This is a genomic window from Pseudomonas sp. B19125, from assembly GCF_044218855.1.
Classification (GTDB): Bacteria; Pseudomonadota; Gammaproteobacteria; order Pseudomonadales; family Pseudomonadaceae; genus Aquipseudomonas; species Aquipseudomonas edaphica.
This window is the reverse complement of record NZ_CP162589.1, coordinates 5402665-5429286: the sequence shown is the minus strand read 5'-3', so window position 1 is coordinate 5429286 and position 26622 is coordinate 5402665. Positions and strand designations below refer to the sequence as shown.

The following is a 26622-nucleotide window of genomic DNA, read 5'->3' as shown; positions in this document are numbered from 1 at the left end:
TTTTGAGAAAGTGCAGGCAATAAAAAAACCGCTTTAGTAGGGCGGTTTTTATTGCAAGCCATGTCTAAGTTTGCCTGTGGCGAGGGAGCTTGCTCCCGTTGGACCGCGTAGCGGTCCCATGCTTTTAAAGCAAAGAGCAGGGGCCGCTACGCGACCCAGCGGGAGCAAGCTCCCTCGCCACAGTTACAGTGTCCGGGCAGGCATTCGCGCGGATACTTCACACCTGAAAGTGCTTCACCATCGTATTCAACTCATGCGCCAGGCTGGCAAGCGATTGCGAAGCGGCGGTGGTCTGAGTCGAGCCTTCGGCGGACTGAATCGACAACTGTTGAATATTCAGCAAGTTGCGGTCGACCGCCCGGGCAACGTCAGCTTGCTCCGCCGCCGCCGTGGTAATCACCAGATTGCGGTTGTTGATCTCGTCATTAGCGGCAAGGATATCCGCCAGCGCTTGCTGCGCCAGTTCGGCCAGGCCAATGGTTTGCTGGGTCATGGTGCTGCTGTCGAGCATGGTGTTGACGGTGCTGGCGGTGTTGGTCTGGATGCTGCCAATCATCTGTTCGATTTCCTGGGTCGATTGCGCGGTGCGATGGGCGAGGGCGCGTACTTCGTCGGCGACCACGGCAAAACCACGGCCCGCATCACCGGCCCGCGCCGCTTCGATGGCCGCGTTCAGTGCCAATAAATTGGTTTGCTCGGCAATGGTGCGGATAACGTCGAGCACTTTGCCGATGCCTTTGGCCTGCTCGGCCAGGCCGCCCACTTGGCTGGAGCTTAGCTCTACACCACGGGTCAGGGCCTGGATGGAACTCAGTGCCTCGACCATACGTTGCTGGCCTTTCAAGGCGATGCTGCGCGACGCCTGGGACAGGTCGGAGGTGGTGGCGGCATTCCGGGCGACCTCTTCAATGGCCGTGGTCATCTCGGTGACGGCGGTGGCGGCCTGCTCGATCTCGCCATGTTGCTGCTGCAGGTCGCGGCTGCCCTCGGCAGTAACGGCATTCAGTTCCTCGGCCGCTGCCGCCAGTTGGCTCGACGAGCCGGTTATTTGCCGCAGTGTCTGCACCAGGTTGTTGCGCATGGTCTCTTGTGCCCGCAACAGGCGTGTGGCTTCGTCATTGCCGGTCGGGTTTATGGGCTGGCTGAGATCGCCCTTGGCGATGGTTTCAGCCACCCGTACCGCCTCAATGATGGGGCCGGTGATGCTGCGGGTCAGCAGCCAGGCCACCAGCACCGTGCCGCCACTTACCAGCACGATGACGATGGCGATACCGCCCACGGCATGCTGGTACGCGGCCACGGAAGTCTGGCCGGCAAGTTCTGCGCCCTTGTTGGCGAGGTCGATCAACTGATCGAAGTTCTTGGTCATCTGCTCATAGCTTTCTCGAATGCTGTTGAGAAAGTCACGGGCGCCAGCCTTGTCACCTGAGCGCGAGCGTTTGAGCATCTCGGTGTGGTTCTTGGCGTACCCTTCCAGGCTCTGGTTAAACACGTCCAGGCGCGATTTTTCCTCCGGCGTGCGCAACAGCGCTGCATATTGAGCCAGTTGCTCCTTGACGCTTTTCAGGCGACCCGCGGATTTGTCTTCGTAGGTCTGCATATCGGCGTCGCTGGCGGACAGGATGTGCGCCATTTCCCCCAAGCGAAAACGATCCAGCGAGGCATTGGCCAGGGCGAGGATCCTCACGCGCTGCATCCAGTTGTTTTGGATGTCGGCAGCCTGGGACTGCACTTCGCCGATCTGCTTGAGCGCGAACAGGCCGAGAAACACACTCAGCGACGCAATAGCAGCGAAGCCGATGAAGGCTCTGGCTGCGATTCTTATATTTCTCAGGAACATGGGTTTTCGCTCGGGCTGGGAACGCGTTGAAGAGCTGTGTCAGGCGGGTGCCCCAGACGGGGCAGGCGGATCGCCACAATCCTTAGTCGGCGGCCGAGACAAAGTCTTTAGGCGTTACGCGAAAGTGTCATCTTCGCCAAAAGAAAAACCCCAACCGGGTAACCGGTTGGGGTTTTTTGTGGGGCGTTCAGAGTGTTCAGGCTTTCTTGCGACTCGCCAGCGCTGTGACCGCGTAGCCAATACAGGCTGCCAGGATCGACCCGGTGAGGATGCCCATTCGATCCTCACCCGCGAACTCACTGGCGCCCGGCACAAACGCCAGGGAGCCGACAAACAGGCTCATGGTGAAGCCGATGCCGCACAAGATGGCCACTCCCAGCACTTGGCCCCAATTGGCGCCGCTGGGCAGGGTGGCGATTCCGGTCTTGATGGCCAGCCAAGTGAGGCCGAACACGCCGATGGTCTTGCCGATCAGCAGGCCGGCAGCGATGCCCATGGGCACGTGGTGAGTGAAGCTGTCCAGGGTAACCCCGGTCAGCGACACGCCAGCGTTGGCGAAGGCGAACAACGGCAGGATAGCGTAGGCCACCCAAGGGTGCAGGGCGTGCTCCAGAGTCAGCAGTGGCGAGGGTTCGGCATTTTTGGTGCGCAGTGGAATGCAGAACGCCAAGGTTACCCCGGCCAGGGTGGCGTGCACGCCACTCTTAAGCACGCAGACCCACAGGATCAGGCCGATGATCATATACGGGCCGAGCTTGACCACGCCCAGGCGGTTCATCGCGATCAAGGCGACCAGGCACGTGGCCGCGCCCGCCAAGGCTGCATTCGACAGTTCGGCGGAGTAGAACACCGCGATGACGATGATAGCGCCCAGGTCATCAATGATGGCCAGGGTCATCAGGAACAGCTTCAGTGACACCGGTACACGCTTGCCGAGCAGGGCCAGGACGCCGAGTGCAAAAGCGATATCGGTGGCCATCGGGATTGCCCAGCCGGCAAGTGCGGCGGGGTTGTCCTTGTTCAGTGCCCAATAGATCAAAGCCGGCACCACCATGCCGCCAATCGCGGCCGCCCCCGGCAGTACCACTTGCGATGGCTTGGACAGGTGGCCGTCGAGCAACTCGCGTTTGACCTCCAGACCGATCAGGAGGAAGAACAGCGCCATCAGGCCATCGTTGATCCACAGCAGCGCTGGCTTGGCGATTTTCAGCGCGCCAACCTGCGCCACCACCGGCGTATCGAGGAAGGCGCCGTAGAGGTGGGATAGTGGTGAGTTATTGATGATCAGCGCCAAAGCGGCAGCGGCGATCAATAACAGACCGCTGGCGGCCTCCAGCTGGAAGAAACGGGTGAAAGTGTTACGCAGAGGCAAGGGATGCTCTCCAATAAGGTTCAATAGGTGGGTACCCTAACCCGTACTGTTAGTTGTTAAAACAAAAGTTATATTCTTATTTGTTATAAGAGAGGGTCAGGATCGGTCTTGCGTCAAAGCTTAGCAATTGTGTGTCTAATTGAGTCGTCACTGTATCTGTGTGGCGTGTAGGAAAGCCCCTAAAATCGGGACTGAAACCCTTAGAGACTCACCTCATGAACGACCACCGTACCTGGGCTCGCGAAGCCATCCGTGTCATCGAAGCGGACTTCCAGCGCAGCGCCGACACGCACCTCATCCCTCTTCCGTTGCCGGGGCTGCCGGGTATCGAGTTGTACTTCAAGGACGAGTCCAGCCACCCCACTGGCAGCCTCAAACATCGGCTGGCGCGTTCGCTGTTCCTTTATGCGCTGTGTAATGGCTGGCTCAAGCCGGGTGCGCCGGTGATCGAAGCGTCCAGTGGGTCTACTGCGGTGTCGGAGGCGTACTTTGCGCGTTTGCTTGACCTGCCGTTTATCGCGGTGATGCCGGCCACCACGTCCCAGGCGAAGATCGACCAGATTGCCTTCTATGGTGGCAAGAGCCATCTGGTAAAGGATCCGACGCAGATCTACGCCGAGTCCGAACGTTTGGCGAAGGAAAGTGGCGGTCACTTCATGGACCAGTTCACCTACGCCGAGCGCGCGACGGACTGGCGGGCAAACAACAACATCGCTGAGTCGATTTTCCAGCAGATGCGTTTTGAGCATTACCCGGAGCCGAGCTGGTTGATTTCCAGCCCCGGCACCGGTGGCACCACGGCGACCCTGGGCCGCTACGTGCGTTATCGCCAGCATTGCACCCGCGTGCTGTGTGCCGATGCCGAGCGTTCGGTGTTTTTTGACTACTACCAGACGGGCGATGCCAGTTTGCGTCTGGAGTGCGGTTCACGCATCGAAGGGATCGGCCGGCCACGCGTCGAGGCTTCGTTTTTACCCCAGGTGATTGATGCGATGGTCAAGGTGCCGGATGCGCTGTCATTGGCAGCCATGCATTACCTGGCCGAGCGGTTGGGGCGGCGGGTGGGTGGTTCCAGCGGGACTAACCTGATCGGCGCTTTGGTCGCGGCGCTGCAGATGAAAGCGGCGGGGGAGTCGGGGTCGATCGTGGCGATCTTGTGTGATGGGGGCGAGCGGTATGCGAACACATACTACGATCAGGCTTGGTTGGCGGAGCAGGGGTATGAGCTTGGCGGCTTGATTGCAGCCGTTGCGGCCAGTGTAGAGAAGGGTGAGCCGTTGCCTGCCAGCGTCCTGCGCGCAAATATCTGACACGCCCAATAAACCCATGTGGGAGCTGGCTTGCCTGCGATGGCGGTGGTTCAGTCGATAAATTCGGCGACTGACACTCCGTTATCGCAGGCAAGCCAGCTCCCACATTTGATACGGGTTGGCTGTAAGAAGTGCTTAAGCTTCTATACCCAGCATATCCCGCGCCAACGCTTCGGCAATCCGAATTCCGTCAACACCCGCCGACAGGATGCCACCGGCGTAACCTGCGCCTTCACCGGCCGGGAACAAGCCTTTCACGTTCAGGCTCTGCATCGACTCGTTACGGGTAATGCGCAGCGGCGACGAAGTGCGGGTCTCGATACCGGTCAACACGGCATCGTGCAGCGAATAGCCTTTGATCTGCTTCTCGAACGCCGGCAGCGCTTCACGAATCGCCTCAATGGCGAAGTCCGGCAATGCCAGCGCCAGGTCGCCCAGGGCCACCCCCGGCTTGTAGGACGGTTCCACACTGCCAATGGCGGTGGACGGCTTACCGGCGATGAAATCACCCACCAGCTGCGCCGGCGCCTCGTAGTTGCTGCCGCCGAGGATGTAGGCGTGAGACTCCAGGCGCTCCTGCAACTCGATACCGGCCAGCGGTCCGCCTGGGTAATCCACCTCAGGCGTGATGCCGACCACGATGCCGGAGTTGGCGTTGCGCTCGTTGCGTGAATATTGGCTCATGCCATTGGTGACCACGCGGTTCGGCTCGGAAGTCGCCGCCACCACGGTGCCGCCCGGGCACATGCAGAAGCTGTAGACCGAACGGCCGTTCTTGGCGTGGTGTACCAGTTTGTAGTCGGCGGCGCCCAGTTTCGGGTGCCCGGCGTATTTGCCCAGGCGCGCTGCGTCGATCAGTGACTGCGGGTGTTCGATACGGAAGCCCACCGAGAATGGTTTGGCCTCCATGTACACACCACGGCCGTGCAGCATACGGAAGGTGTCGCGGGCGCTGTGGCCCAGGGCCAGAATCACGTGCTTGGAGAGGATCTGCTCGCCGCCGTCGACGACCACGCCGTTCAACTGGCCGTCTTCGATCAGCACATCAGTGACGCGCTGCTCAAAACGCACTTCACCACCGAGAGCGATGATCTGCTCGCGCATGTTTTCCACCACGCCGGTCAGGCGGAAGGTGCCAATGTGCGGCTTGCTGACGTAGAGGATTTCTTCCGGCGCGCCGGCCTTGACGAACTCGTGCAGCACTTTGCGACCGTGGAACTTCGGGTCTTTGATCTGGCTGTAGAGTTTGCCGTCGGAAAAGGTCCCGGCACCGCCTTCGCCAAATTGCACGTTGGACTCGGGGTTGAGCACGCTTTTGCGCCACAGGCCCCAAGTGTCTTTGGTGCGCTGGCGCACTTCCTTGCCGCGTTCGAGGATGATCGGCTTGAAGCCCATCTGCGCAAGCAACAGCCCGGCGAAAATGCCGCAGGGGCCGAAACCCACCACGATCGGCCGTTCAACCAAGCCTCGCGGCGCCTGGCCCACCACTTTGTAGCTGACGTCCGGTGCCGGGTTGATGTTGCGGTCATCGGCGAACTTGAGCAGCAGGGCGGCTTCGCCCTTTACGTTCAGATCGATGGTGTAGATGAAGCACAGCTCCGACGATTTCTTGCGCGCGTCGTAGCTGCGTTTGAACAGGGTGAAGTCGAGCAGGTCATCACTGGCGATGCCCAGGCGCTGCACGATGGCAGGCCGCAGGTCTTCTTCGGGATGGTCGATGGGCAGCTTGAGTTCGGTGATTCGTAACATGACAGGATCCGGTGGGCGGCGGGCTTCGATGCCGGCTGTTTTGCAAACCGGCGATTATAAGCCCCAAAGGCTGATTCCCGTCATGTTAAAACAGCCCAAGGCTGAATCAGTCGTCCCGCGAGCCGCCGAATGATGCACAACCGCGCTGGACCTGGCCATTGACCCGCAACTCGGCGGTCATGTGTTGCAAGCTCCCGCTGGCGGCATCGATGCAGCGTTGTGGGGCTACCCACAGTTCGATGTGCTGGTTATTGGCTTCGGTCATCAGGTTGAAACGGCCGTCACCCAGTTGCTCTTCGACAAAAGGCACCGCCAGTGGCGGCTGGCCCTCGCGTTCCAGCACCATGCCCTTGGCCGTTACGCTCATCGCCCAGGCCGGTTTATGGCCATTGGCCCGCAGAATCATGCGTTTGAAGTCCGGGTCGTTACAGGCCGAGGTCGAGCGTTCTACACGATACAGTTGTTGCAGGTCGACCGAACCCTGGGTGCCGCTGGCCACCCCGGAAAACTTGCCGCGTAAATCGGCAAACAGCACGCCTTGCTGGCCGGCCAGGGACGCGGCTTCCTGCAAGACGCTGGTGCCGCCGGTGTCATTGACCACGTAGTTGCGTTTGTCGCCGCACGGCTGGAACAGCAGTTTGTCGCCCACTGCCGTGAGCTCACCCTGCATGCGGGTCAGCCCGACGGTAGACGGTTTGGCCGGCTCGCTCTCGAACATCTGGCAAGCGGTGAAGAGGGGCAGCAGGGCAAACAGAGCAAGGGTACGGGCGGCGCGCATTATTGGGTCTCCAAACTAGTGCCGCCACGTTACGCAGGGTGGCGCCGCATCACAAGCTCGGGACACAGTTTGAATAATCTGTTCCCTGGACGATGGCAGCGCAGGCGTTACTAATAGGGATGTTTCCTATAGTGAAGATTGGAGAGCCGTGAGAGTGTCGGCGTTTTTGGTAGGGGGCCGTGATGAGTATCAAATGGAGTATTTGCGTTCTTTTGCTCTGGGCAGGCGCTGCCTTGTCAGACGAGCCCATCCGGTTCGTCCTCTCGTCAGCCAGTGATTTCACCGACATCTCGGTGACGCTGAAAAAGGCCGAAAACCCTGATCCGGCCTACGTTGAGGTGAATGTCACGTTAACTCCTGAAGCGAAGGCAAGAGCGAAATCCCTTACGTTGCTTGCCTACAAGAAGCACCTGACACTTTATGTCGACGGCTATCAGCTCAGTACCGCCATGGTTCAAAGTGAGCTGGGTGGGCAGTTCAGTTTTGTTGCCCCGCGCGCACTGGTGATCGAGTGGATGTCTCAGTTCTCGCGTGAGGCAAGCGCCACTCAACCCACGATGTAGGTCTGACCAGTCTGTAAGCCTTCGACACTTTTCGCGTAGGCCAGTGCTACATCGGCACCCGGAGCCGGTTTGTAGCCACGGAAGTACGGCGCGTAGCTGCCCATGGCTTCGAGCAAGACGGTCGGGCTCACCGAGTTGATGCGCAAGCCGCGCGGCAATTCGATCGCCGCCGCCTTGACGAAGGCATCCAATGCGCCGTTGACCAATGCGGCAGAGGCGCCGGTGCGGATCGGATCGCGGTTCAGGATGCCGCTGGTAAAGGTGAACGAGGCACCGTCGTTGGCGTAGTCGCGGCCGATCAGCAGCAGGTTGACCTGGCCCATCAGCTTGTCCCGCAGGCCCAGTTCAAAGTCGGCTTCGCTCATCTCACCCAGTGCCACAAAATTCACACTGCCTGCCGCGCAGACCAACGCGTCGAACTTGCCGGTCTGCTCGAACAGTTTGCGGATCGATGCGCTGTCGCTGATATCCACCTGGAAGTCGCCGCCGCTGCGGCCGATGCTGATCACCTCGTGACGCTGCGCCAGTTCCGCCTTGACCGCTGAGCCGACCGTGCCGCTGGCACCAATCAATAGGATTTTCATCGTGCTGTTCCTCCGGGGATTAAGTGAGGTTTCAGTCTAGGATGGCTTTTTAAGTGGATAAACGCGCTAATAGGCAACCTTTGGTTTTCAATTGGAAACAATCCATGAGCGAAATGGATGACCTGGCGGCCTTTGCCGTGCTGATCGAGGCGGGCAGTTTTACCCTGGCGGCGGAGCAATTGGGCTGCAGCACGGGCCAATTGTCCAAGCGCATCAGCCAATTGGAAGCGCAGTTTTCGGTGGTGTTATTGCACCGTACCACTCGCAAGCTCAGCCTGACCGCCGCCGGTGCGGCGTTGTTGCCCCAGGCTCAGGCGCTGGTGGCCCAGGTGGAGCGCGCCCGTCAGGCGTTGGCGCGGCTCAAGGACGATCTGGCTGGGCCAGTGCGTATGACGGTTCCGGTGTCGCTGGGGGAAACCTTCTTCGATGGCTTGTTGCTGGAGTTCACCCAGCAATACCCGCAGGTTCAGATCGAGCTGGAACTGAACAACAGCTACCGCGACCTGGCGCGTGATGGCTTCGATTTGGGCGTGCGCATGGGGGCGATGGATAACGAGCGGCTGGTGGCCAAGCCACTGTTGGCCTGGCATGAAATGACCTGCGCCAGCCCGGCCTACCTTGCGCAGCATGGCGAACCGCTGACGCCTGCGGATCTGGCCGCGCACACCTGTCTGCTCAACAGCCATTACAGCGGGCGTGAGGAGTGGTTGTACCACCAGCAACATGAACTGCTGCGGGTGCGGGTCAGCGGTACCTTCGCTTCCAACCACTACAACCTGTTGAAAAAAGCCGCCTTGGTGGGCGCCGGCATCGCCCGCCTGCCGTCCTACGTGTTACCGGCAGAACTGGCCGACGGGCGCTTGCGCTGGCTGCTGCGTGATTATCAAACGCGCAGCATGCCGATGTACCTGGTTCATCCTTATCAAGGTGGCCTGCCGCGCCGAACCCAAGTGTTGGCCGACTACTTGGTGGACTGGTTCAGACGCAGCGGCGAAACCCTGGATCGCCTTCAGCGGTAGCGGCGCGCGATCAGGTGATCAATCGACAGGCAACCTGGGCCTTTGGCCACCAACAGCAGCAGTAACGCGATCCAGGTGCCATGGGTGGGGTAGGCCTCGGGGTAGACGAACAGTTGAATGGTCAAGGTCATGCCGATCAGCGCCAGGGCCGAGAAGCGCGTGGCAAAGCCCACCAGGATCAGTACCGGGAAAAAGTGTTCGGCAAATGCTGCCATGTGCGCGGCCACTTCCGGTGACAGCAAGGGCACGTGGTACTCGCTGCGAAACAGCGGCAGGGTTGAAGCGGCAAGCTTGGGTTCGCCCAATTGGAAGGTGCCGTTGATGATATCAATCGCAAAGCCTTCGACCTTGGTCTGGCCGGACTTCCAGAACACCGCCGCAATGGAAAACCGTGCGAGAAAGGCGATCAGGCTGTAGGGGATTTTTTCGAACAGCGCGATGGTCCGTTTTACCAGGCAAGTAGGGGAAGTGTTCATGGCGATTCCTTTTGTTCTGTGTGCAAATGAATGATGGCGTCGTGGCTGATCAGCAGTGTCAGGCAATGGTTGAGGTCGAATTCGGCTGATGCTTCAAGCGCGTGCTCTACCGCCATTTCCAGGCCTGATCCCTGGTCAAGGCTGTTGATAAACGCCACCGAACCGCTGTCGATGGCGAAGACCTTGACCGCCAAGCCCTGGCGTAACACCAGTGCACTTTGGGCGTACCAAGGGTTCAAGGTGGCAATGGTGCCTTCGGTCTGGTGCGCGGCCCATACCGCAACCACGGCGTAGGGTGAATTCAAGGTGGCCAGGGACGGATGCAGGTGCAGGCTTAGCTGCCCCAGGTCGGTCGGCCCTTGCAGTTGTTCTAGGATGGCCTGCTGATTCAGTGGCTGGCGGTCCGCGGCGTGATAAGCACGCACCCGCAGGCGTTCCAGGCGTGCGACGTCCGCCAGGTAAGGCACGCTCGCAGCCGGTTCGAACGCCTGGATGAACGCGGCAAACGTGCTGCCGTAATCGCTGATCAACGGGCTGTCGGGCGGGCTGGCTTGCACGTACAGGCTGGCCATCGCGCGAAAAAATTCATCGCCAACCAATTGCAGCGTTACCGGATAAGCGGCGGCGAGCGCGTTGATCAGCGAGCTGTGGACATTGTTTCGATACACCGCGAAACGGCTGGCCGGGTCGGCGCCGTTGCTGCTGAACAATCCGTCGGGGCAGGCCTGATCGGCGTCGAGCAAGGCGCCGGCAAATGCAGCTTGATCGCTCATGGCTTCAATACCTTCGCCTGTGACAGATGCCAGTCGGCGTGTTGGGCTTCGGCGTGTAACACGCTGAAGGCGGGCACCTGGTTGTCCCGCTCGATCAGCGTGGCCACCGGGCCGGTGCACTTGAGCACCTGTTCATAGAGCTGCCACACCGCGTTATCGATGGGCGCGCCATGGTCATCGATCAGCAGGCGGTCGCCCAGGCTGTCGGTGTCTTCGGCAAAGCCGGCCAGATGAATCTCACCGACGGCCTTCAGCGGTAGCGCATTGATGTAGGCCAGTGGATCGCGCTGATGATTGATGCACGACACATAGACGTTGTTGACGTCCAGCAACAGCCCGCAACCGGTGCGCCGGATGACCTCGCTGATGAAGTCCGTCTCGTCCAGGGTCGAGCGTTGGAACTGCAGGTACGTCGAGGGGTTCTCCAGCAGCATCGGCCGCTTGAGGGTGCTTTGTACCTGATCGATGTGCTCGCACACCCGGTCCAGGGTCGCGGCGTCGTAGGCAAGCGGCAGCAAGTCATTGAGGAACACCGGGCCGTGGCTGGACCAGGCCAGGTGTTCAGAGAAAGAGTGGGGTTGATAGCGTTCGATCAGCGTGGCCAACCGTGCCAGGTGCTCACGATTAAGCGGGCCTTCGCCGCCGATGGACAGACCCACGCCATGCAATGACAGTGGGTACTGCTCGCGTATCAAACCCAGGTAGTGATGAAACGGGCCGCCGGCGACCATGTAGTTTTCGGCGTGAACTTCAAAAAAACCGATATCGGGCGACGTCTCGAGCACTTCAAGAAAATGCTCGTTCTTCAGCCCCAGCCCGGCCCGGTAAGGGAGGCCGGGCACCTGAGCCGGTGAGACCGTGTGCTGGGGTAAAAGCGTCATCATCAGTACTCAGGTTTTGCAGGGTTTCAGGACTTGGCGGTGAAGGCTGCTTCCTGGCCGAAACCGGTCGGCGAGGTGGCGCTTGGGGTCTTGGCGCACGTGCCGGCTGGGACCAGTTTCCAGGCGTTGGCCTGGTCTTTGACTTTCGAGGTACCGGCGCAGGTAGTACCGGCGCCTGCAGCGCAATCGTTCTTGCCGGCTTCGGCGACACCAAAGCACTTGTCCATTTTCGCTTCGTCAGCGTGGGCCATGTTGGTCAGGGCGGAAAAGCTCAGGGCCGAACCCAGGGCCAGAACGAGGGTAGCGGCGGACAGCGAACGGGATTTAGTAGTCATGGTGTAACTCCAGCAGTGAGGTTGGGTAAGGAAGCGTTTTTGCTTGCTTACCCCTCTAGAGTTGGGGCATCAGGCTGCGTTACAGCAGGTGATAAATAAATTTTCGAGGCCGAGCAAATGGCGCCGTGAATCTTAGTGTTCGCAAGCCCCGTATGCGCTTGCTGTAGGATCAAGCAATGCCTGGCACTGGGCGAATGTGCGCAAGACCAATAAGGAGCGTTGGCTGTGAAAAACCGCTTTGCAGATTTTTTCATCAGCAGAAATTTCTCATTCTTGTGGCTGGGGCAAGCCCTCTCATCGTTTGGCGAGTTCGTTTTCGAGAGCACCGTCATTGTGTGGCTGGTGACTGACCTGTTTCACGACAGTGCGTTCTTGCCGACGGCCGTAGGCCTGGCAGTGGCGGCTTCGGCTATACCGCGTGTATGGGTGGCCCCACTGGCCGGGGCTTGGGTCGATCGGATGGCCCCGTTGTACGTGATGATCGCGGCGGATGGGATTCGGGTGCTCAACTTCCTGATCTTTTTCGTGATCTATTCACTGGCCGGGCTGGACCCGATGCAAGTGTTCGTCGGCGTTCTGCTGTTGTTGTTGGTGAACAGCACGGCCGCACAGTTTTTCAACCCGTCACGCCAGGCGATCATGCAAGTGGTCATCCCTTCGGCACGCCGCGTTGAGGCATCGGCCAAGGCAATGTTTTCCCTGACGGGCATTTCAGTGTTGTCGGCGTCCCTGGGGCCGGCCTTGTTTGTCTGGGTGGGCCCCGCCCTGGCACTGCTGATCAATGTGCTGGCCTTTGCCTGTTCGGCCCTGTGCATCGCATCTACCCAGGGCCTGCGCCGGACCTTGCTGGCCGAGCAACAACGGCTGCCCTTTTGGCATGGAGTGCTCGCAGGGCTGCGGTTTTCCTGGGGGCACGCCTCGATCAGGACGTTGTTGATCGGTGTCGCGTTGTACGGGTTTTCCCTGGGGGTCAATAACGTCGCGTTGTCCTTGTACGCCTTCAAAACCCTGGGCTTGAGCCCTTATGAATACGGCCTGATTCTCGCAGCGTTCCCTGTGGGCGGGTTGATTGCTGCCGTGCTGGTCCGGCCGCTGTTGAAGTCATTGAGCACGCGCCAGGCCTTTACCTTTGCGTTGCTGTGCATGGGGTTCAGTTACCTGGCGTATTCGCTGCATCCGCCGTTTTACCTGGCCTGGGCGCTGATGTTCAGTTGTGGGTTGTTCTTCTCGGTGTTTGCGATTGTGCAAGGGCCGATGCTTCAGGAAGCCGTGCCTGAAGGCTACATGGGGCGTGTGTCCGCGACGGTCACGCCGGTACTGGCCATCGCCTCGTTGACCGGTACGCTGGTGTGTTCTCAGACATTGAATAGGGCAGAGCGCGTCATAGCCTATTTCGACGCGCCGCTGGATGTGTACGGCGCGTATATCTTCCTGGCGGCGGGCTTGCTGCTATTGGGCGGGGCATTGATGCTGGCCGGCCAGCGCGCGGGCAAGGGGGAGTTGGTCGCGACGCTTTGAACCGCGATAAAAAAACGGCCCGAAGGCCGTTTTTTTGTTACCTCAATGGCTCAGCCACCGAGATAGGCTTCACGCACCTTCGGATCCGTGAGCAATTGCTCCCCGGAGCCCTGCATCACCACCCGGCCGTTTTCCAGCACGTAGGCGCGGTCGGCGATTTTCAGCGCCTGGTTGGCGTTCTGCTCCACCAGGAATACCGTCACACCGTCCTTGCGCAGTTGTTCGATGATATCGAAGATCTGCTGGATGATGATCGGTGCCAGGCCCAGTGAAGGCTCGTCGAGCAGCAACAGCTTGGGCTTGCTCATCAGCGCCCGGCCGATGGCGAGCATTTGCTGCTCGCCGCCGGACATGGTGCCGCCGCGCTGGCTGAAGCGTTCCTTGAGCCGTGGGAACAGGTGCAGCACCTTGTCCATCTGCTCCTGATAATCGCCCTTATCGGTGAAGAACCCGCCCATGGCCAGGTTCTCTTCCACCGTCAGGCGCGAGAACACACGACGGCCTTCGGGCACCACGGCAATGCTCTTGCGCATGATCTCGGAGGAAGCCTGGCCCACCAGTTCTTCACCCATGTAGCGGATGCTGCCGCTATGGGCCTGGGGTGAACCGCACAGGGTCATCAGCAAGGTCGACTTGCCGGCACCGTTGGCGCCGATCAGCGTGACGATTTCACCTTGGCGCACTTCCACGTTGACGCTGTGCAGCGCCTGGATCTTGCCGTAGAAAGTGGAAACGTTTTCGAATTGCAGCATTTTACGCTTCCCCCAAATAGGCTTTGATCACTTCCGGGTTGTCGCGGATCTGCTCCGGCGTACCGTTGGCCAATGGCGTGCCCTGGTTGATCACCACGATGTGGTCGGAAATGCTCATGACCAGTTTCATATCGTGTTCGATCAACAGCACCGTGGCGTTGTTTTCCTCACGCAGCACCGTGATCAGCGCCTTGAGGTCTTCGGTTTCCTTGGGGTTCAGGCCGGCGGCCGGTTCGTCGAGCATCAGGATCCGCGGGCGGGTCATCATGCAGCGAGCGATTTCCAGTCGGCGTTGTTGGCCGTAAGCCAGGGTGCCGGCCGGGCGGTTGGCAAACTCGGTGAGGTTGACCTTGTCCAGCCAGTACGCCGCGTATTCCATGGCCTCGCGCTCGCTCTTGCGGAACGCCGGGGTCTTGAACAGGCCAGCAAAGAAGTTGGTGTTCAAGTGCCGGTGCTGGGCGATCAACAGGTTTTCGACCGCCGTCATGTCCTTGAACAAGCGCACGTTCTGGAAGGTACGCACCACGCCCTTGCGGGCGATCTCGTGACCGGCCAGGCCCTGGATGGGTTGGCCATCCAGCAGGATGCTGCCACCGCTCGGCTTGTAGAAGCCGGTAAGGCAGTTGAACACCGTGGTCTTGCCGGCGCCGTTCGGGCCGATCAGCGCCACAACCTGTTTCTCTTTGACGGTCAGGGCCACGCCGTTGACCGCGAGCAAGCCGCCAAAACGCATGCTCAAGTTTTCGACTTTCAGGATCTCGCGGCTCATTTGCGCAGCTCCATGTGTGGGCGTTGCATCGGCAGCAGACCTTGGGGACGCCAGATCATCATCAGTACCATCATGGCGCCGAACATCAACATGCGGTATTCGCTGAACTCACGCATCATTTCCGGCAGCAGGATCATCACGATCGCCGCCAGGATCACGCCCAGCTGCGAGCCCATGCCACCCAGTACCACGATGGCGAGAATGATCGCCGACTCGATAAAGGTGAACGACTCCGGGGTCACCAGGCCTTGGCGCGCGGCGAAGAAGCTGCCGGCGAAACCGGCGAAGGTTGCCCCCAGGGTGAATGCCGAGAGTTTGATGACGGTCGGGTTCATGCCTAATGCACGGCAGGCGATTTCATCTTCGCGCAACGCTTCCCACGCGCGGCCGATCGGCATGCGCAGCAGGCGGTTGATCACGAACAGTGCCGCCAATGCCAGCAACAACGCCACCAGGTACAGGAACACCACTTTGCTCACCGGGTTGTAGTCGATCCCGAAGTATTCGTGGAAGGTCTGCATGCCTTCGGCTGCGGTGCGGTCGAACGACAGCCCGAAGAACGTCGGTTTGGGGATGCTGCTGATGCCGTTGGGGCCACCTGTGATATCGGTGAGGTTCCGCAGGAACAGCCGGATGATTTCACCGAAGCCCAGGGTCACGATCGCCAGGTAGTCACCGCGCAGGCGCAGCACCGGGAAACCCAGCAGGAAGCCGAACGTGGCCGCCGCCATGCCGGCCAGTGGCAGGCAGATCCAGAAGCCCCAGCCCAGGTAGTGCGAGAGCAGCGCGTAGGTGTAGGCACCCACGGCATAGAAACCCACATAACCGAGGTCGAGCAGGCCGGCCAGGCCGACTACGATGTTCAGGCCCAGGCCCAGCAACACGTAGATCAGGATCAGGGTGGCAATGTCGACGGCGCCGCGCGAGCCGAAGAACGGCCAGATCAACGCGGCCACGATCAGCCCGATGATGATGTAGCGCTGGGTACGCGGCAGGGTCAGGAATTGGCTGACCTTGGGCGACACCAACGGGCCACGGTTGCCCTTGAAAAACGCACCGACCTGCTGGGTGAACAGCACGCGCAGGAACATCAGCACCGAGCACAGGGCGATGATGGTCAGGGTCACGGGACCGGTGCCATGCACTTCCAGGTTGATGCCGACAATGCTCAGCTTGAGGCCGAGTACCGGAAAGGCCACGGCCCAGACCAGCAAGGCGCTGAAAAACGCCGATTTAAGATATCTGCTCATACTTTCTCAACCTCCGGACGGCCCAGGATGCCGGTCGGACGGAACAACAGCACCAGAACCAACAGGCCGAACGCCACGACGTCCTTGTACTGGTCGCCGAACACGTCGGCGCCAAAGGCTTCAGCCACACCCAGCACCAGCCCGCCGAGCATCGCGCCCGGAATACTGCCGATACCGCCCAAGACCGCTGCGGTAAAAGCCTTGAGGCCTACCAGGAAACCGGCGTTGGGGTTGATCACGCCGTACTGCATGCTCAGCAGCACCGCCGCAATGGCTGCGAGTGCGGCACCGATCACGAAGGTCAGGGCGATGATGTTGTTGGTGTTGATGCCCAACAGGTTGGCCATCTTGATGTCTTCGGCGCAGGCCCGGCAGGCGCGCCCCAGACGGGAGCGGGAAATGAACAGGGTCAGGCCGAGCATTGCCACCAGGGTGACGACGAAAACCAGCACCTGCATGTACGAAATCAGCACTTCTTGTGCGCCACCTGGGCCGAAGGAGAAGCTCCCCGGAATCAGGTTGGGAATGGACTTATCCTTGGAGTCCTGGGACAGCAATACAGTGTTCTGCAGGAAAATCGACATGCCGATGGCGGAAATCAGCGGGATCAAACGGTTGCTGCCACGCAAGGGGCGGTAGGCGACGCGCTCGATACTGTAGCCATAAGCACTGGTCACGACGATCGATGCCAGGAACGCAGCGGTCATCAACAGCGGCAGGGAATGGATACCCAGCATGGCCAGCCCGGCAAGGGCGATGAAGGCCACGTAGGAACCAATCATGTACACCTCGCCATGGGCGAAGTTGATCATTCCAATGATGCCGTAAACCATTGTGTAGCCAATGGCTATCAAGGCATAGGTGCTGCCAACGGTCATGCCGTTAACCAGCGTTTGGAAAAAATGATAGATCTCAGGCATTACAGCGCTCCTAAAAACCCGATACGCATTTCACTGGTGGAGTCATTTCCGGCTCGGTGCCCTGCTCTGTGATCAGGTTGCACGAAGCGTTTGCCAGCGAACCGCTGGTGACGGTTTTAAGATTTTCAGGTGAGCCAGCGCCCGGATCGCGGGTGACATGGCCCATAAACCTCGTAAAACAAAGCCCACTGCTCTCACAGTGGGCTTGTTGGACCAGTAACGCCTGGCTTACTGAGGGGAAACTTCGGTTTTTGGTTTACCGAAGTGCCATTCGTAGACCACGAATTTGAAGTCCTTCAGGTCGCCCTTGGCGTCGAAGCTCAGGTCGCCGGTTGGGGTCTTGAAGGTGCCGGCGTGGATAGCAGCAGCCACTTTGGCGGTGTCTTCGCTTTTCGCGGCGGCGATACCGCCGGCGATCACTTCAACGGCCGAGTAGGCCGGGAACACGAACGGACCGGTTGGGTCCTGCTTGTTCTTGGTGAACTCTTCAACGATGGCCTTGTTGGCCGGGTCGGTGTCGAAGGATTTCGGCAGGGTGACCAGCAGGCCTTCGGAAGCGCCCTGGGCGATTTGCGAGATGGAGTCGTTACCCACACCTTCTGGGCCCATGAACTTGGCGTTCACGCCTTTTTCCTTGGCCTGGCGCAGGATCAAGCCCAACTCTGGGTGGTAGCCGCCGTAGTAGACGAAGTCGACGTTGGCTTGCTTGAGCTTCTGGATCAGCGAGCCGAAGTCTTTGTCGCCAGCGTTGATGCCTTCGAACAGGGCGACTTTCACGCCTTTCTTCTCGAGGGTCTGCTTGACGGCGGTGGCGATGCCTTCACCGTACTGCTGTTTGTCGTGGATAACAGCAACGACTTTCGGCTTCACGTGGTCAGCAATGTAGTTACCGGCCGCTGGGCCTTGGGCGCTGTCCAGGCCGATGGTGCGGAACACCAGCTTGTAGCCACGGGAAGTGATTTCCGGGCTGGTAGCCGCCGGGGTGATCATGATCACGCCTTCGTCTTCATAGATGTCGGACGCTGGCTGAGTGGAGCTGGAGCAGAGGTGACCGACCACGAACTTGACGCCGTCGTTGACCACTTTGTTCGCTACGGCAACGGCTTGTTTTGGATCGCACGCATCGTCGTATTCTTTCGCTTCAAGCATTTTGCCTTCGACACCGCCCTTGGCGTTGATGTCAGCGATTGCCTGCTTGGCACCCATGAATTGCATGTCGCCGTATTGCGTCACTGGACCTGTCTTAGGCCCGGCGATACCGATCTTGATGGTGTCGGCTGCGAACGAATGGCCGGCAACCCCAGCCAGGACCATAGCGGCAAACAGTTTGGAAATCTGCTTAGTAGCCTTATTCATAGTGCTCCACTCTTACTGTTGTATTTTTTATAGTTCTAGCGGCCTTGTGAGCTGCAGAACCGGATCAGATATCGCGGATATCCCCCCGGCATTGCCCTGGCAACTGTACCGGTACAGTGTAGAGCGCCGGTTGATCGCTTGAAAAGCTGGCTGCTGGGGGCAAACCTTGGGTGTGTCGCTTTAATGAAAGAAAAAGACAGAATTGCGGCGGGCTTATGCCAGAGTTTCGGGCAATCCTTGGCTTTCCTGACACTTTCGTTCGGTGCCTCATTTGCAACTGGGTTTTTCTGCCTGACGCCTGACGCTATGATTGCGCCGATTTTTTCTTCAGGTGAATTCCCATGACGCAAGAACCTAGCACCCTCTATGCCAAGCTGCTCGGTGAAACCGCCGAAATTTCCTGGAAGGAGCTTGAACCGTTCTTTGCCAAGGGTGCCCTATTGTGGGTCGACGCTGGCCTGGATTTGATCGAAGCGGCCGAAGGAATGGCCGAGGATAACCGCGACAAAGTCGCTGGTTGGCTGGCCGCAGGGAGCCTTGGCGAAGTGTCTGCGACGCGGGCGTTGGACTTGGTTGAGCGTGATCCGAGCCTGTGGGCGGTCGTGGTTTCGCCGTGGATTCTGATCCAGGAAAGGGCGGCGCAAGAAAGGCTCGCACTATAAAGGTGCGCGTTTTATTGCCGAGCAAGTGTGTAGCCGAGTAACCGCTGGCGCCGTGATGGCATCTTGCCGTAGAGAAAGGTCACAGGTGACGGTGACGTAAGCGTCACGGGAACAGTTTTAAAGTGGGCGGAACATCGGGGGAATTGTTTCCGGGTGTGGCAAAGCCAGAGCGTGGGAACGATCAACCCTGACTTTTCAAGAGGAGTACCCGGCGTACTCCGATGATTCGGCCGCTCGTCGGCGTTCATCCAAGTAGATGATGGCTAAATCCCAAAGATACGACGTCATCGAATGGGCCTGACAATCGACGGCGGGCCGATGCGGACTGCACCAGGGTCCTTCGGCGCGATGGCGTCCTTATTGCCCTCGATGCTGAACGGGTAGAGTGGGTTGCGCATCTGGATGCCCTGGATCACACCCACCACATCGCTCAAAGGCACCGCCGGGCTCAGCAGGTAACCCTGGATAAAGTCGCAGCCGTGCTTGAGCAGCAGTTCAAATTGCGCCTGGGTTTCCACGCCTTCGGTGACCACCTGCAAGTGCAGGGTGTGGGCCATACCGATGATCGCCTGGACGATCTCGACATCGGCGGTGGACTTGGGAATGTCCTGGATAAACGACCGGTCTATCTTCAGGGTATTGAGCGGCAGGCGCTTGAGGTAGGCCAGGGATGAATAACCGGTGCCGAAATCATCAATGGCCAGCGAAACGCCCAGGGCGCGGATCTGGCGCAACAGTGCCAGGGTGCTGCTGATATTGCCCATCAGCGCGTTTTCGGTGACTTCCAGTTCCAGGCGGCTGGCGGCGATCCCGGCAAAACGCAGGGCGGCTTCGATCTCATCGGCTAGCTCGTCACGGGCCAGGTTCAAGGCCGAGCAGTTCACGGCCATGGTCAGCTCGGTGTAACCGCGGTCAGACAGCAGGCTCAAATCGTGACAGGCCTGACGCAATACCCAGTGGTCGAGTTCGGCAATCAACCCGTTGTTTTCGGCGATGCCGATAAACCGGTCCGGGGCCAGCAGCCCATGTTGCGGATGTTGCCAGCGCACCAGTGCTTCCAGGCGGGTGACCTTGCCCAGCTTCATGTCGAAGATCGGCTGGTAGAACAGCACCAATTCATTGCGGCCGCGCAACGCAGCGCGCAATTGCTCCTCCAGTTGCAGCTCGAGGAAGGCGCGGGTTTTAAGGTTGGAGCTGAAGAAGTTCAAGCTGTTGCGACCGGAATCCTTGGACTGGTACAGCGCCAGGTCAGCGGTTTTAAGCAACTCTTCGCAGGTCAGTCCGTCATCGGGGAACAGGCTGATGCCAATGCTGGTGGTCATCACCATGCGCCGGCCGGCCAGTTCGATTGGTTCTTTCATCTTATGCATGATGCGCTGGGCCAGGTGCCGCGCTTCGTCGCGATGGTGAATGTTGATCAGGATGCAGAACTCGTCGCCGCCAAACCGCGCGACCACATCGCTATGGCTGCGCACCGACCCCTTGATATGCCCGGCCAGTACGGTGAGCAGTTGGTCGCCGGCATCGTGGCCGAGGCTGTCATTGATGCGCTTGAAGTGGTCGATATCGAGGAAGATCACCGCCATCATGCCGTGGCCGGCGGTTTTTTCGGCGACCTTCTCGGCAAAGATCTGGTTGAAGCCGCGACGGTTGAGCAGGCTGGTCAGCGCATCGAAGTGCGCCACTTGTTGCAGCGAGGCACGGGCTTGGTCCAGCTCACTGAGCAGGGCGTTGACCCGGCGCAGGTCACGCTCCTTGTGCTGCAGTTTTTTGTCGGCGAGGGCGGCGCTGACGCTGCTGCCAATCACCAGCAGGGTGATCACGGCCACCGACAGGCCCAGTTGAATCGGGTTGTTATCCAGTGGCAACGACAGGTCAGCACCGGCCGGTACCAGCATCCGCATGGCCGCCATGCCGGTGAAGTGCATGCTGAGGATGCCCGCGCCCAGCACCAGGCTGGCGGCGTACTTGAGCAGTTGATGAAACACGCCGGCGCCGGTGCGCAGGTAGCTCGACAGCAACAGCGCGGCCAGGCTGGCGCCGATGGCAATCGCCACGGAGGCCATGAACAGGTCGGTCTCGAAGTACACATCGGCCTGGGAGCGCATGGCCGACATGCCCACGTAATGCATCAGCGCGATACCCAGGCCCATCCATACCGACGCCAGCAGGTATTGATGGAATCGCAGATGGGTATGACTCAGGGTTTGCATGGCGAACAGTGAAGCGATCAAGGCGATCACCAGCGAGGCGAACGTCATGATCAATTCATAATGAATGGCGATAGGTGCCTGGAAGGCCAACATGCTGATGAAGTGCGTCGACCAGATGCCACCCGCCAGGCAACCCGCTCCCAGCCAACGCCAATGACGGCGGGCGGTAGGGTCTTCGACATGGCCGACGCGCTCAGCCATGTCCAGCGTGCCGAAGCCGGCCGCGCAAGCAACCAGATACGCCAGTAGCACCAGAAAAGGGTTATGACTGCAATTGAGTAATAAGTGCCCGTTCTCTGGCAGGTCGGTAAAAAAATGCAGACCCAGCCATTCCATAGCAAGCCCCGTCATAGCGTCACGTCACAGCCAACGGCGATGACCTATGAAGTCGAGTATAGAAGCCGCGCAGGATTTGCCATGGATAATGGCACTTTGCTTTCAACCATTTTGGCATGCCCGCCATAGCGTTTGATGCTAAGCGCTGATCGGCAGGTCCAGTTCAAAAGGTGCTTCTAATGGCGGCAGGCCAAAGGCGGCGCGGGCGGTATCGCAGTCGACGTTCTGCTCGCCCTGGCTCCACGACGCATCGAACTCTCGGCAGGGGCTTGAGCGTTGTTCATAGATGGTGCAACGGGTGCCCTTGCCGACCTCACCCTCGAGGCTGCAACACCTGGCGGGTTTCTGGTCGGTACCAATCATCGCCACGCGTGTGGGGTTGATCTGCACCACCAGGTCATCGGGCACCGTGCCGCCCGATGAGGCGCACTCGCCCCAGAAGAAAGACACGCGAAAGTGTGAACAGCAGGCACCGCAACTCAGACACGGACTGGCTTCGGACATGGGCGTCATCGATAAGAAAAGTAGGATGTGGGTGTTACGGAAGGCTCGCCATTCTATCCGTGCCATGGCGGTTGGGAAGGGGGGCGCGAACTTATATTTTCGTAGGGAAAGTCCCGTCACTGCGGGTGAAATCATGCCCTATCAGCTTTACGAATCATTACAGACAAGCGTGCCTGGCCTGATTATGTTGCAGGTACCGGGCAGGATGCATCGGGCATCGCAGCTCTCATAACAATAAAAGAGACGGACCCATGCAGAACTCGACCCAAGCGGCGAATGCCTGGCGCATTCTGTTCCTGCTGTTCCTCGCCAACCTGTTCAATTTCTTCGACCGCACCATCCCCGCCATCATCATCGAGCCAATCCGCATGGAATGGCACTTGAGCGACTTCCAGCTCGGTATCATCGGCACCGCCTTCACCATCGTCTACGCCATCGCCGGCCTGCCGCTCGGGCGCCTGGCCGATACTGGCTCACGCAGCAAACTGATGGGCTGGGGCCTGTTTGCCTGGAGCGGGCTGACGGCGGTCAACGGCATGGTCGGCAGCTTCTGGACCTTTTTGCTGGTGCGAATGGGCATCGGCATCGGCGAAGCCAGCTACGCGCCGGCGGCCAATTCGCTGATCGGCGACCTGTTTCCCGCCCACCGCCGCGCCCGGGCCATGGGCATTTTCATGTTGGGCCTGCCGTTGGGCCTGCTGCTGGCGTTCTTCACCATTGGCGCGATGGTCAAGGCGTTCGACAGCTGGCGCGCACCGTTCTTTATCGCCGCTGTGCCGGGGCTGATCCTCGCGATCTTCATGTTCTATATCAAGGAACCCAAGCGCGGCGCAGCGGAAACCGTGCAAGTCTCCCAGGAGCGCGTCGACCGCCCGATTCGTCGCGTTCTGGCGGTGCCGACCTTCCTGTGGCTGGTGCTGGCCGGGTTGTGCTTTAACTTCGCCACCTATGCGTGCAATTCATTTTTGGTGCCGATGTTGCAGCGTTACTTCCTGATGCCGTTGCAGGACGCCGCGGTGGCCACCGGCGTGATCGTCGGCATCACCGGGCTGGTGGGCCTGACCCTGGGCGGCTGGATTGCCGACAAGATCCATCAGCGCGTCGCCAACGGCCGGCTGCTGTTTGCCGCGTGCAGCTTGATTATCTCGACCATTACCACTGCCTGGGCCTTGCACGCGGGGCGCATTGAGATTGGCGTGTTTGTGGCGCTGTTCAGTGTGGGCTGGTTGTTCGCCTATAACTTCTACACCTGCGTGTACACGGCGATTCAGGACGTGGTTGAGCCACGCCTGCGCGCCACGGCGATGGCGCTGTTTTTTGCCGGGTTGTACTTGCTCGGCGGTGGCATGGGGCCGGTGGTGGTGGGCGGCCTGTCCGACCATTTTGCCCATTCGGCGATGTACGCCGATGGCGCCTCGCAGATGACCGAGGCGTATAAAGCGGTTGGGTTGCACGACGCCATGTACCTGATTCCGGTGGCGCTGTTCTTGACCATGCTGTTTCTGTTCCAGGCCTCGCGCAGTTTTGTGCGCGATGCCAAGAAGATGAAGGATGGGTTGGGGGCGGTTGAGGTGCCGGCTGCTGCCGCTGTAGCTTGATCTTGATCGTTCCCACGCTCCGCGTGGGAATGCATCCTGTGACGCTCTGCGTCATGCTTCTAGGAGCGGACGCAGAGCGTCCAGGGCGGCGTTCCCACGCAGAGCGTGGGAACGATCAAATAAAAAAGGCCCGCAATGCGCGGGCCTTCTTTTTAGCAGGGCAGGGCGGTTATCAACCCGCCACCAACACCCGAATCGCCTCCAACCGCAGCGCCGCCTTGTCGAGCATGGCCAGGCCTTGCTCGCGCTGGTTGCGCAGCGCCACCAGCTCGCTGTCGCGCACGGTCGGGTTGACCGCTTGCAACGCGGTCAGGCGCGCCAGTTCTTCGTCGGTGTCGGCTGCCAGACGGCGTTTCGCCTCGGCCACACGCTCGGCGTGACGCGGGGTGATCTTCTCTTCACCGGCATTGATGCGTGGCGTGAGCTGATCGCGCTGGGCCTGCACAAACTTGTTGGCGCTGGCGCGTGGCACGCTTTCCAACTGGTCGTTCAAGGTTTCAAACGACACACGACCGGACAGGTCATTACCGTTGGTATCCAGCAGGCAGCGCAAGGCGGCCGGTGGCAGGTAGCGGCCCAGTTGCAGCGAGCGCGGCGCAACCACTTCACTGACGTAGAGCAGTTCGAGCAACACGGTGCCTGGCTTGAGCGCCTTGTTCTTGATCAGCGCCACGGCGGTGTTGCCCATCGAGCCGGACAGCACCAGGTCCATGCCGCCTTGCACCATCGGGTGCTCCCAGGTGATGAACTGCATGTCTTCACGCGACAGCGCCTGGTTACGGTCGTAGGTGATGGTCACACCTTCGTCGTCGCCCAGGGGGAAGCTGGCGTCGAGCATTTTTTCGCTGGGCTTGAGGATCAGTGCGTTTTCCGAATGGTCCTCGCTGTCGATGCCGAAGGCGTCGAACAGGGTTTCCATGTAGATCGGCAGGGCGAACTGGTCGTCTTGCTCAAGAATGTCTTCCACCAGCGCATCGCCTTCACCCGCGCCGCCGGAGTTGAGCTCCAGCAAGCGGTCGCGACCGGTGTGCAGTTCCTGTTCCAGACGCTCGCGCTCGGCACGCGCTTCGTCGATCAGGGCTTGCCACTCGCCGTCGTCGGCGTTTTCCAGCAGCGGCAGCAGGCGTGGGCCGAACTGATGCTGCAAGGCGTTGCCGGTCGGGCAGGTGTTGAGGAACGCGTTCAGCGCTTCGTGGTACCACTGGAACAGGCGCTCTTGCGGGCTGGTTTCCAGGTACGGCACGTGCAGTTCGATCACATGCTTCTGGCCGATCCGGTCCAAACGGCCGATCCGCTGTTCCAGCAGGTCGGGGTGGGACGGCAGGTCGAACAGCACCAAGTGGTGGGAGAACTGGAAGTTGCGGCCTTCACTGCCGATTTCCGAGCAGATCAGCACCTGGGCGCCGAACTCTTCGTCTGCGAAGTAGGCAGCAGCGCGGTCACGCTCGAGGATGTTCATGCCCTCGTGGAACACCGTGGCCGGGATGCCGGAGCGCACGCGCAGGGCGTCTTCCAGGTCCATGGCGGTTTCGGCGTGGGCGCAGATCACCAACACTTTGGTGCGCTTGAGCATTTTCAGCTGGTCGATCAGCCACTCGACGCGCGGGTCGAAGCGCCACCAGCGGTTTTCTTCTTCAACATCCGGTTGCGATTGGAAGCTGACTTCCGGGTACAGCTCGGCGTGTTCGCCCAGCGGCAGTTCGAGGTATTCGTCCGGGTTCGGCAGCGGGTAGGCATGCAGCTTGCGCTCCGGGAAACCCTGCACGGCGGCGCGGGTGTTACGGAACAGTACGCGGCCGGTGCCGTGGCGGTCGAGCAGCTCACGCACCAGGCGTGCGCTGGCTTCGGTGTCGCCATCGTTGACGGCGGTGAGCAGTGCTTCACCTTCGTCACCGAGGAAACCCTGGATGGTTTTGTGCGCTTTTGGCGACAGGCGGCCCTTGTCCAGCAGTTCCTGCACGGCTTCGGCTACCGGGCGATAGTTCTCGCTTTCGGCGCGGAAGGCGTGCAGGTCGTGGAAGCGGTTCGGGTCCAACAGGCGCAGGCGTGCGAAGTGGCTGTCCTGGCCCAGTTGTTCCGGGGTGGCGGTGAGCAGCAGCACGCCAGGGATCACTTCGGCCAGTTGCTCGACCAGCGCGTATTCCGGGCTGGCTTTTTCTTCATGCCACACCAAGTGGTGGGCTTCGTCGACCACCAGCAGGTCCCAGCCGGCGGCGAACAGCGCGTCCTGGGCCTTCTCGTCGTCCACCAGCCATTCGAGTGCAACCAGTGCAAGCTGGGTGTCTTCGAACGGGTTGGCGGCATCGCTTTCGATAAAACGCTCTTCGTCGAACAGCGCAACCTGCAGGTTAAAGCGGCGGCGCATTTCCACCAGCCACTGGTGTTGCAGGTTTTCCGGCACCAGGATCAGCACGCGGTTGGCGCGACCCGACAGCAACTGGCGATGAATCACCAGGCCGGCTTCGATGGTCTTGCCCAGGCCCACTTCGTCGGCCAGCAATACCCGTGGCGCGATACGGTCAGCGACTTCGCGAGCGATGTGCAGTTGGTGAGCAATAGGTTGCGCACGCACGCCGCCCAGGCCCCACAGCGAGGACTGCAACTGACGGCTGGTGTGTTCCAGCGTGTGATAGCGCAGCGAGAACCAGGCCAGCGGGTCGATCTGCCCGGCGAACAGACGGTCGCTGGCCAGACGGAACTGGATGAAGTTCGACAGTTGGGTTTCCGGCAGGGTGACCTGCTCGTTCTGCCCATTGAGGCCGTGGTAGACCAGCAGGCCATCGACGTCGTCGACTTCCTGTACGGTCATTTTCCAGCCTTCGAAATGGGTGATGCTGTCACCCGGCGAAAACCTCACGCGAGTGAGGGGCGCATTCCGTAGCGCATACTGACGAGTGTCGCCAGTGGCCGGATAGAGCACGGTCAACAAGCGCCCGTCCTGTGCCAGAACGGTGCCTAACCCCAGCTCTGCTTCGCTGTCACTAATCCAGCGTTGCCCCGGTTGATACTGCTGCGCCATGCTGCCTGACTCCCGCCGTGAAAAAGCCGACTATTCTAACGGAAC

24 protein-coding genes are annotated in these 26622 nt (G+C 60.2%); 7 read left to right on the top strand and 17 right to left on the bottom strand.

Translation table 11 applies throughout. The features are described from left to right. Nucleotides 1-217: 217 nt before the first annotated feature. Both AB4P96_RS24730 and nhaA read right to left on the bottom strand, forming a co-directional pair. Nucleotides 218-1840: a methyl-accepting chemotaxis protein gene (locus AB4P96_RS24730; protein ID WP_169985418.1), complete on the bottom strand. Its 1623-nt coding sequence runs from the start codon at nt 1838-1840 to the stop codon at nt 218-220. A 196-nt stretch (nt 1841-2036) separates the two neighbouring features. Next, nucleotides 2037-3212 (bottom strand): Na+/H+ antiporter NhaA, encoded by a 1176-nt coding sequence (gene nhaA, locus AB4P96_RS24725; protein ID WP_017137199.1) that lies wholly within the window; start codon nt 3210-3212, stop codon nt 2037-2039. 215 nt (nt 3213-3427) lie between these two features. Here nhaA and AB4P96_RS24720 point away from each other — a divergent pair, with 215 nt between their 5' ends. Next, the gene (locus tag AB4P96_RS24720; RefSeq protein ID WP_017137200.1) at nt 3428-4522 is read left to right on the top strand and encodes a PLP-dependent cysteine synthase family protein; all 1095 of its coding nucleotides are present in this window, start codon (nt 3428-3430) and stop codon (nt 4520-4522) included. A gap of 135 nt (nt 4523-4657) precedes the next feature. Here the strand turns inward: AB4P96_RS24720 and AB4P96_RS24715 are convergent, their stop codons facing one another. Further along, nucleotides 4658-6271: an NAD(P)/FAD-dependent oxidoreductase gene (locus AB4P96_RS24715; protein ID WP_017137201.1), complete on the bottom strand. Its 1614-nt coding sequence runs from the start codon at nt 6269-6271 to the stop codon at nt 4658-4660. 106 nt (nt 6272-6377) lie between these two features. Continuing rightward, complete coding sequence (locus AB4P96_RS24710; protein ID WP_099548579.1) at nt 6378-7049, bottom strand: COG3650 family protein; 672 nt, start codon at nt 7047-7049, stop codon at nt 6378-6380. Nucleotides 7050-7231: 182 nt separating this feature from the next. Between AB4P96_RS24710 and AB4P96_RS24705 the strand changes: the two genes are divergently transcribed. After that, nucleotides 7232-7612: a hypothetical protein gene (locus AB4P96_RS24705; protein WP_170036492.1), complete on the top strand. Its 381-nt coding sequence runs from the start codon at nt 7232-7234 to the stop codon at nt 7610-7612. Here the strand turns inward: AB4P96_RS24705 and AB4P96_RS24700 are convergent. Continuing rightward, the gene (locus AB4P96_RS24700) at nt 7597-8196 is read right to left on the bottom strand and encodes a short chain dehydrogenase (RefSeq protein ID WP_099548580.1); all 600 of its coding nucleotides are present in this window, start codon (nt 8194-8196) and stop codon (nt 7597-7599) included. The two genes, AB4P96_RS24705 and AB4P96_RS24700, sit on opposite strands and share 16 nt — an antisense overlap. Before the next feature lie 104 nt (nt 8197-8300). On the opposite strand from AB4P96_RS24700, the gene AB4P96_RS24695 reads away from it, so the two are divergent. Next, nucleotides 8301-9215 carry a LysR family transcriptional regulator gene (locus AB4P96_RS24695; RefSeq protein WP_395600184.1) on the top strand — a complete coding sequence of 305 codons (915 nt, stop codon included), beginning with the start codon at nt 8301-8303 and terminating at the stop codon, nt 9213-9215. Here the strand turns inward: AB4P96_RS24695 and AB4P96_RS24690 are convergent. From AB4P96_RS24690 to AB4P96_RS24675, 4 genes are read right to left on the bottom strand one after another with little or no spacing between them, the layout of a single operon-like run. Then, a complete protein-coding gene (locus AB4P96_RS24690; protein ID WP_017137204.1) occupies nt 9206-9691 on the bottom strand; it encodes a DoxX family protein in 486 nt (161 codons plus the stop codon). The genes AB4P96_RS24695 and AB4P96_RS24690 overlap by 10 nt on opposite strands. Continuing rightward, on the bottom strand, nt 9688-10464 hold the full coding sequence (locus AB4P96_RS24685; protein WP_017137205.1) for a DNA-binding domain-containing protein: 777 nt from the start codon (nt 10462-10464) through the stop codon (nt 9688-9690). Before AB4P96_RS24685 ends, AB4P96_RS24690 begins: the two co-directional genes overlap by 4 nt. Further along, nucleotides 10461-11348 carry a DUF692 domain-containing protein gene (locus AB4P96_RS24680; RefSeq protein WP_017137206.1) on the bottom strand — a complete coding sequence of 296 codons (888 nt, stop codon included), beginning with the start codon at nt 11346-11348 and terminating at the stop codon, nt 10461-10463. Before AB4P96_RS24680 ends, AB4P96_RS24685 begins: the two co-directional genes overlap by 4 nt. Nucleotides 11349-11371: 23 nt before the next feature. Beyond that, complete coding sequence (locus AB4P96_RS24675; RefSeq protein ID WP_017137207.1) at nt 11372-11680, bottom strand: DUF2282 domain-containing protein; 309 nt, start codon at nt 11678-11680, stop codon at nt 11372-11374. Between the two features lie 225 nt (nt 11681-11905). On the opposite strand from AB4P96_RS24675, the gene AB4P96_RS24670 reads away from it, so the two are divergent. Beyond that, nucleotides 11906-13198, top strand: coding sequence for an MFS transporter (locus AB4P96_RS24670; RefSeq protein WP_395600183.1), 1293 nt, complete (start codon nt 11906-11908; stop codon nt 13196-13198). A gap of 50 nt (nt 13199-13248) precedes the next feature. Here the strand turns inward: AB4P96_RS24670 and AB4P96_RS24665 are convergent, their stop codons facing one another. The 5 genes from AB4P96_RS24665 to AB4P96_RS24645 all read right to left on the bottom strand — a co-directional run bounded on the left by AB4P96_RS24665 (nt 13249) and on the right by AB4P96_RS24645 (nt 18245). Beyond that, nucleotides 13249-13950 carry an ABC transporter ATP-binding protein gene (locus AB4P96_RS24665; RefSeq protein ID WP_099548584.1) on the bottom strand — a complete coding sequence of 234 codons (702 nt, stop codon included), beginning with the start codon at nt 13948-13950 and terminating at the stop codon, nt 13249-13251. Between the two features lies 1 nt (nt 13951). Further along, nucleotides 13952-14719, bottom strand: coding sequence for a high-affinity branched-chain amino acid ABC transporter ATP-binding protein LivG (livG, locus tag AB4P96_RS24660; protein ID WP_017137210.1), 768 nt, complete (start codon nt 14717-14719; stop codon nt 13952-13954). Next, complete coding sequence (locus AB4P96_RS24655; RefSeq protein ID WP_099548585.1) at nt 14716-15969, bottom strand: high-affinity branched-chain amino acid ABC transporter permease LivM; 1254 nt, start codon at nt 15967-15969, stop codon at nt 14716-14718. The genes livG and AB4P96_RS24655 overlap by 4 nt, the downstream gene beginning before the upstream one ends. After that, nucleotides 15966-16889 carry a high-affinity branched-chain amino acid ABC transporter permease LivH gene (livH, locus tag AB4P96_RS24650; protein WP_017137212.1) on the bottom strand — a complete coding sequence of 308 codons (924 nt, stop codon included), beginning with the start codon at nt 16887-16889 and terminating at the stop codon, nt 15966-15968. Before livH ends, AB4P96_RS24655 begins: the two co-directional genes overlap by 4 nt. Nucleotides 16890-17117: 228 nt before the next feature. Next, the gene (locus tag AB4P96_RS24645) at nt 17118-18245 is read right to left on the bottom strand and encodes a branched-chain amino acid ABC transporter substrate-binding protein (RefSeq protein WP_395600182.1); all 1128 of its coding nucleotides are present in this window, start codon (nt 18243-18245) and stop codon (nt 17118-17120) included. Nucleotides 18246-18383: 138 nt separating this feature from the next. On the opposite strand from AB4P96_RS24645, the gene AB4P96_RS24640 reads away from it, so the two are divergent. Continuing rightward, nucleotides 18384-18590, top strand: coding sequence for a hypothetical protein (locus AB4P96_RS24640; protein WP_138453093.1), 207 nt, complete (start codon nt 18384-18386; stop codon nt 18588-18590). Next, complete coding sequence (locus tag AB4P96_RS24635; protein ID WP_017137214.1) at nt 18587-18907, top strand: DUF2288 domain-containing protein; 321 nt, start codon at nt 18587-18589, stop codon at nt 18905-18907. Before AB4P96_RS24640 ends, AB4P96_RS24635 begins: the two co-directional genes overlap by 4 nt. Before the next feature lie 284 nt (nt 18908-19191). On the opposite strand, the gene AB4P96_RS24630 is transcribed toward AB4P96_RS24635, so the two are convergent. Then, nucleotides 19192-21456, bottom strand: a complete 2265-nt coding sequence (locus AB4P96_RS24630) for a putative bifunctional diguanylate cyclase/phosphodiesterase (RefSeq protein WP_395600181.1) — start codon at nt 21454-21456, stop codon at nt 19192-19194. Between the two features lie 138 nt (nt 21457-21594). Then, nucleotides 21595-21960 carry a YkgJ family cysteine cluster protein gene (locus tag AB4P96_RS24625; RefSeq protein ID WP_099548587.1) on the bottom strand — a complete coding sequence of 122 codons (366 nt, stop codon included), beginning with the start codon at nt 21958-21960 and terminating at the stop codon, nt 21595-21597. Nucleotides 21961-22211: 251 nt separating this feature from the next. Here AB4P96_RS24625 and AB4P96_RS24620 point away from each other — a divergent pair, with 251 nt between their 5' ends. After that, nucleotides 22212-23558, top strand: coding sequence for an MFS transporter (locus AB4P96_RS24620; RefSeq protein ID WP_017137218.1), 1347 nt, complete (start codon nt 22212-22214; stop codon nt 23556-23558). 172 nt (nt 23559-23730) lie between these two features. Here the strand turns inward: AB4P96_RS24620 and rapA are convergent, their stop codons facing one another. Continuing rightward, the gene (rapA, locus tag AB4P96_RS24615) at nt 23731-26577 is read right to left on the bottom strand and encodes an RNA polymerase-associated protein RapA (RefSeq protein WP_186616816.1); all 2847 of its coding nucleotides are present in this window, start codon (nt 26575-26577) and stop codon (nt 23731-23733) included. Nucleotides 26578-26622 lie beyond the last annotated feature (45 nt).

Coding starts and splice junctions, on each gene's coding strand:
- AB4P96_RS24730 (WP_169985418.1), bottom strand. CDS start 1,840: ATGTTCCTGAGAAATATAAGAATCGCAGCCAGAGCCTTCATCGGCTTC.
- rapA (WP_186616816.1), bottom strand. CDS start 26,577: ATGGCGCAGCAGTATCAACCGGGGCAACGCTGGATTAGTGACAGCGAA.
- AB4P96_RS24710 (WP_099548579.1), bottom strand. CDS start 7,049: ATGCGCGCCGCCCGTACCCTTGCTCTGTTTGCCCTGCTGCCCCTCTTC.
- AB4P96_RS24720 (WP_017137200.1), top strand. CDS start 3,428: ATGAACGACCACCGTACCTGGGCTCGCGAAGCCATCCGTGTCATCGAA.
- livH (WP_017137212.1), bottom strand. CDS start 16,889: ATGCCTGAGATCTATCATTTTTTCCAAACGCTGGTTAACGGCATGACC.
- livG (WP_017137210.1), bottom strand. CDS start 14,719: ATGAGCCGCGAGATCCTGAAAGTCGAAAACTTGAGCATGCGTTTTGGC.
- AB4P96_RS24630 (WP_395600181.1), bottom strand. CDS start 21,456: ATGGAATGGCTGGGTCTGCATTTTTTTACCGACCTGCCAGAGAACGGG.
- AB4P96_RS24645 (WP_395600182.1), bottom strand. CDS start 18,245: ATGAATAAGGCTACTAAGCAGATTTCCAAACTGTTTGCCGCTATGGTC.
- AB4P96_RS24635 (WP_017137214.1), top strand. CDS start 18,587: ATGACGCAAGAACCTAGCACCCTCTATGCCAAGCTGCTCGGTGAAACC.
- AB4P96_RS24685 (WP_017137205.1), bottom strand. CDS start 10,464: ATGAGCGATCAAGCTGCATTTGCCGGCGCCTTGCTCGACGCCGATCAG.
- AB4P96_RS24675 (WP_017137207.1), bottom strand. CDS start 11,680: ATGACTACTAAATCCCGTTCGCTGTCCGCCGCTACCCTCGTTCTGGCC.
- AB4P96_RS24665 (WP_099548584.1), bottom strand. CDS start 13,950: ATGCTGCAATTCGAAAACGTTTCCACTTTCTACGGCAAGATCCAGGCG.
- AB4P96_RS24700 (WP_099548580.1), bottom strand. CDS start 8,196: ATGAAAATCCTATTGATTGGTGCCAGCGGCACGGTCGGCTCAGCGGTC.
- AB4P96_RS24680 (WP_017137206.1), bottom strand. CDS start 11,348: ATGATGACGCTTTTACCCCAGCACACGGTCTCACCGGCTCAGGTGCCC.
- AB4P96_RS24620 (WP_017137218.1), top strand. CDS start 22,212: ATGCAGAACTCGACCCAAGCGGCGAATGCCTGGCGCATTCTGTTCCTG.
- AB4P96_RS24705 (WP_170036492.1), top strand. CDS start 7,232: ATGAGTATCAAATGGAGTATTTGCGTTCTTTTGCTCTGGGCAGGCGCT.
- AB4P96_RS24690 (WP_017137204.1), bottom strand. CDS start 9,691: ATGAACACTTCCCCTACTTGCCTGGTAAAACGGACCATCGCGCTGTTC.
- AB4P96_RS24715 (WP_017137201.1), bottom strand. CDS start 6,271: ATGTTACGAATCACCGAACTCAAGCTGCCCATCGACCATCCCGAAGAA.
- AB4P96_RS24625 (WP_099548587.1), bottom strand. CDS start 21,960: ATGTCCGAAGCCAGTCCGTGTCTGAGTTGCGGTGCCTGCTGTTCACAC.
- AB4P96_RS24695 (WP_395600184.1), top strand. CDS start 8,301: ATGAGCGAAATGGATGACCTGGCGGCCTTTGCCGTGCTGATCGAGGCG.
- AB4P96_RS24655 (WP_099548585.1), bottom strand. CDS start 15,969: ATGAGCAGATATCTTAAATCGGCGTTTTTCAGCGCCTTGCTGGTCTGG.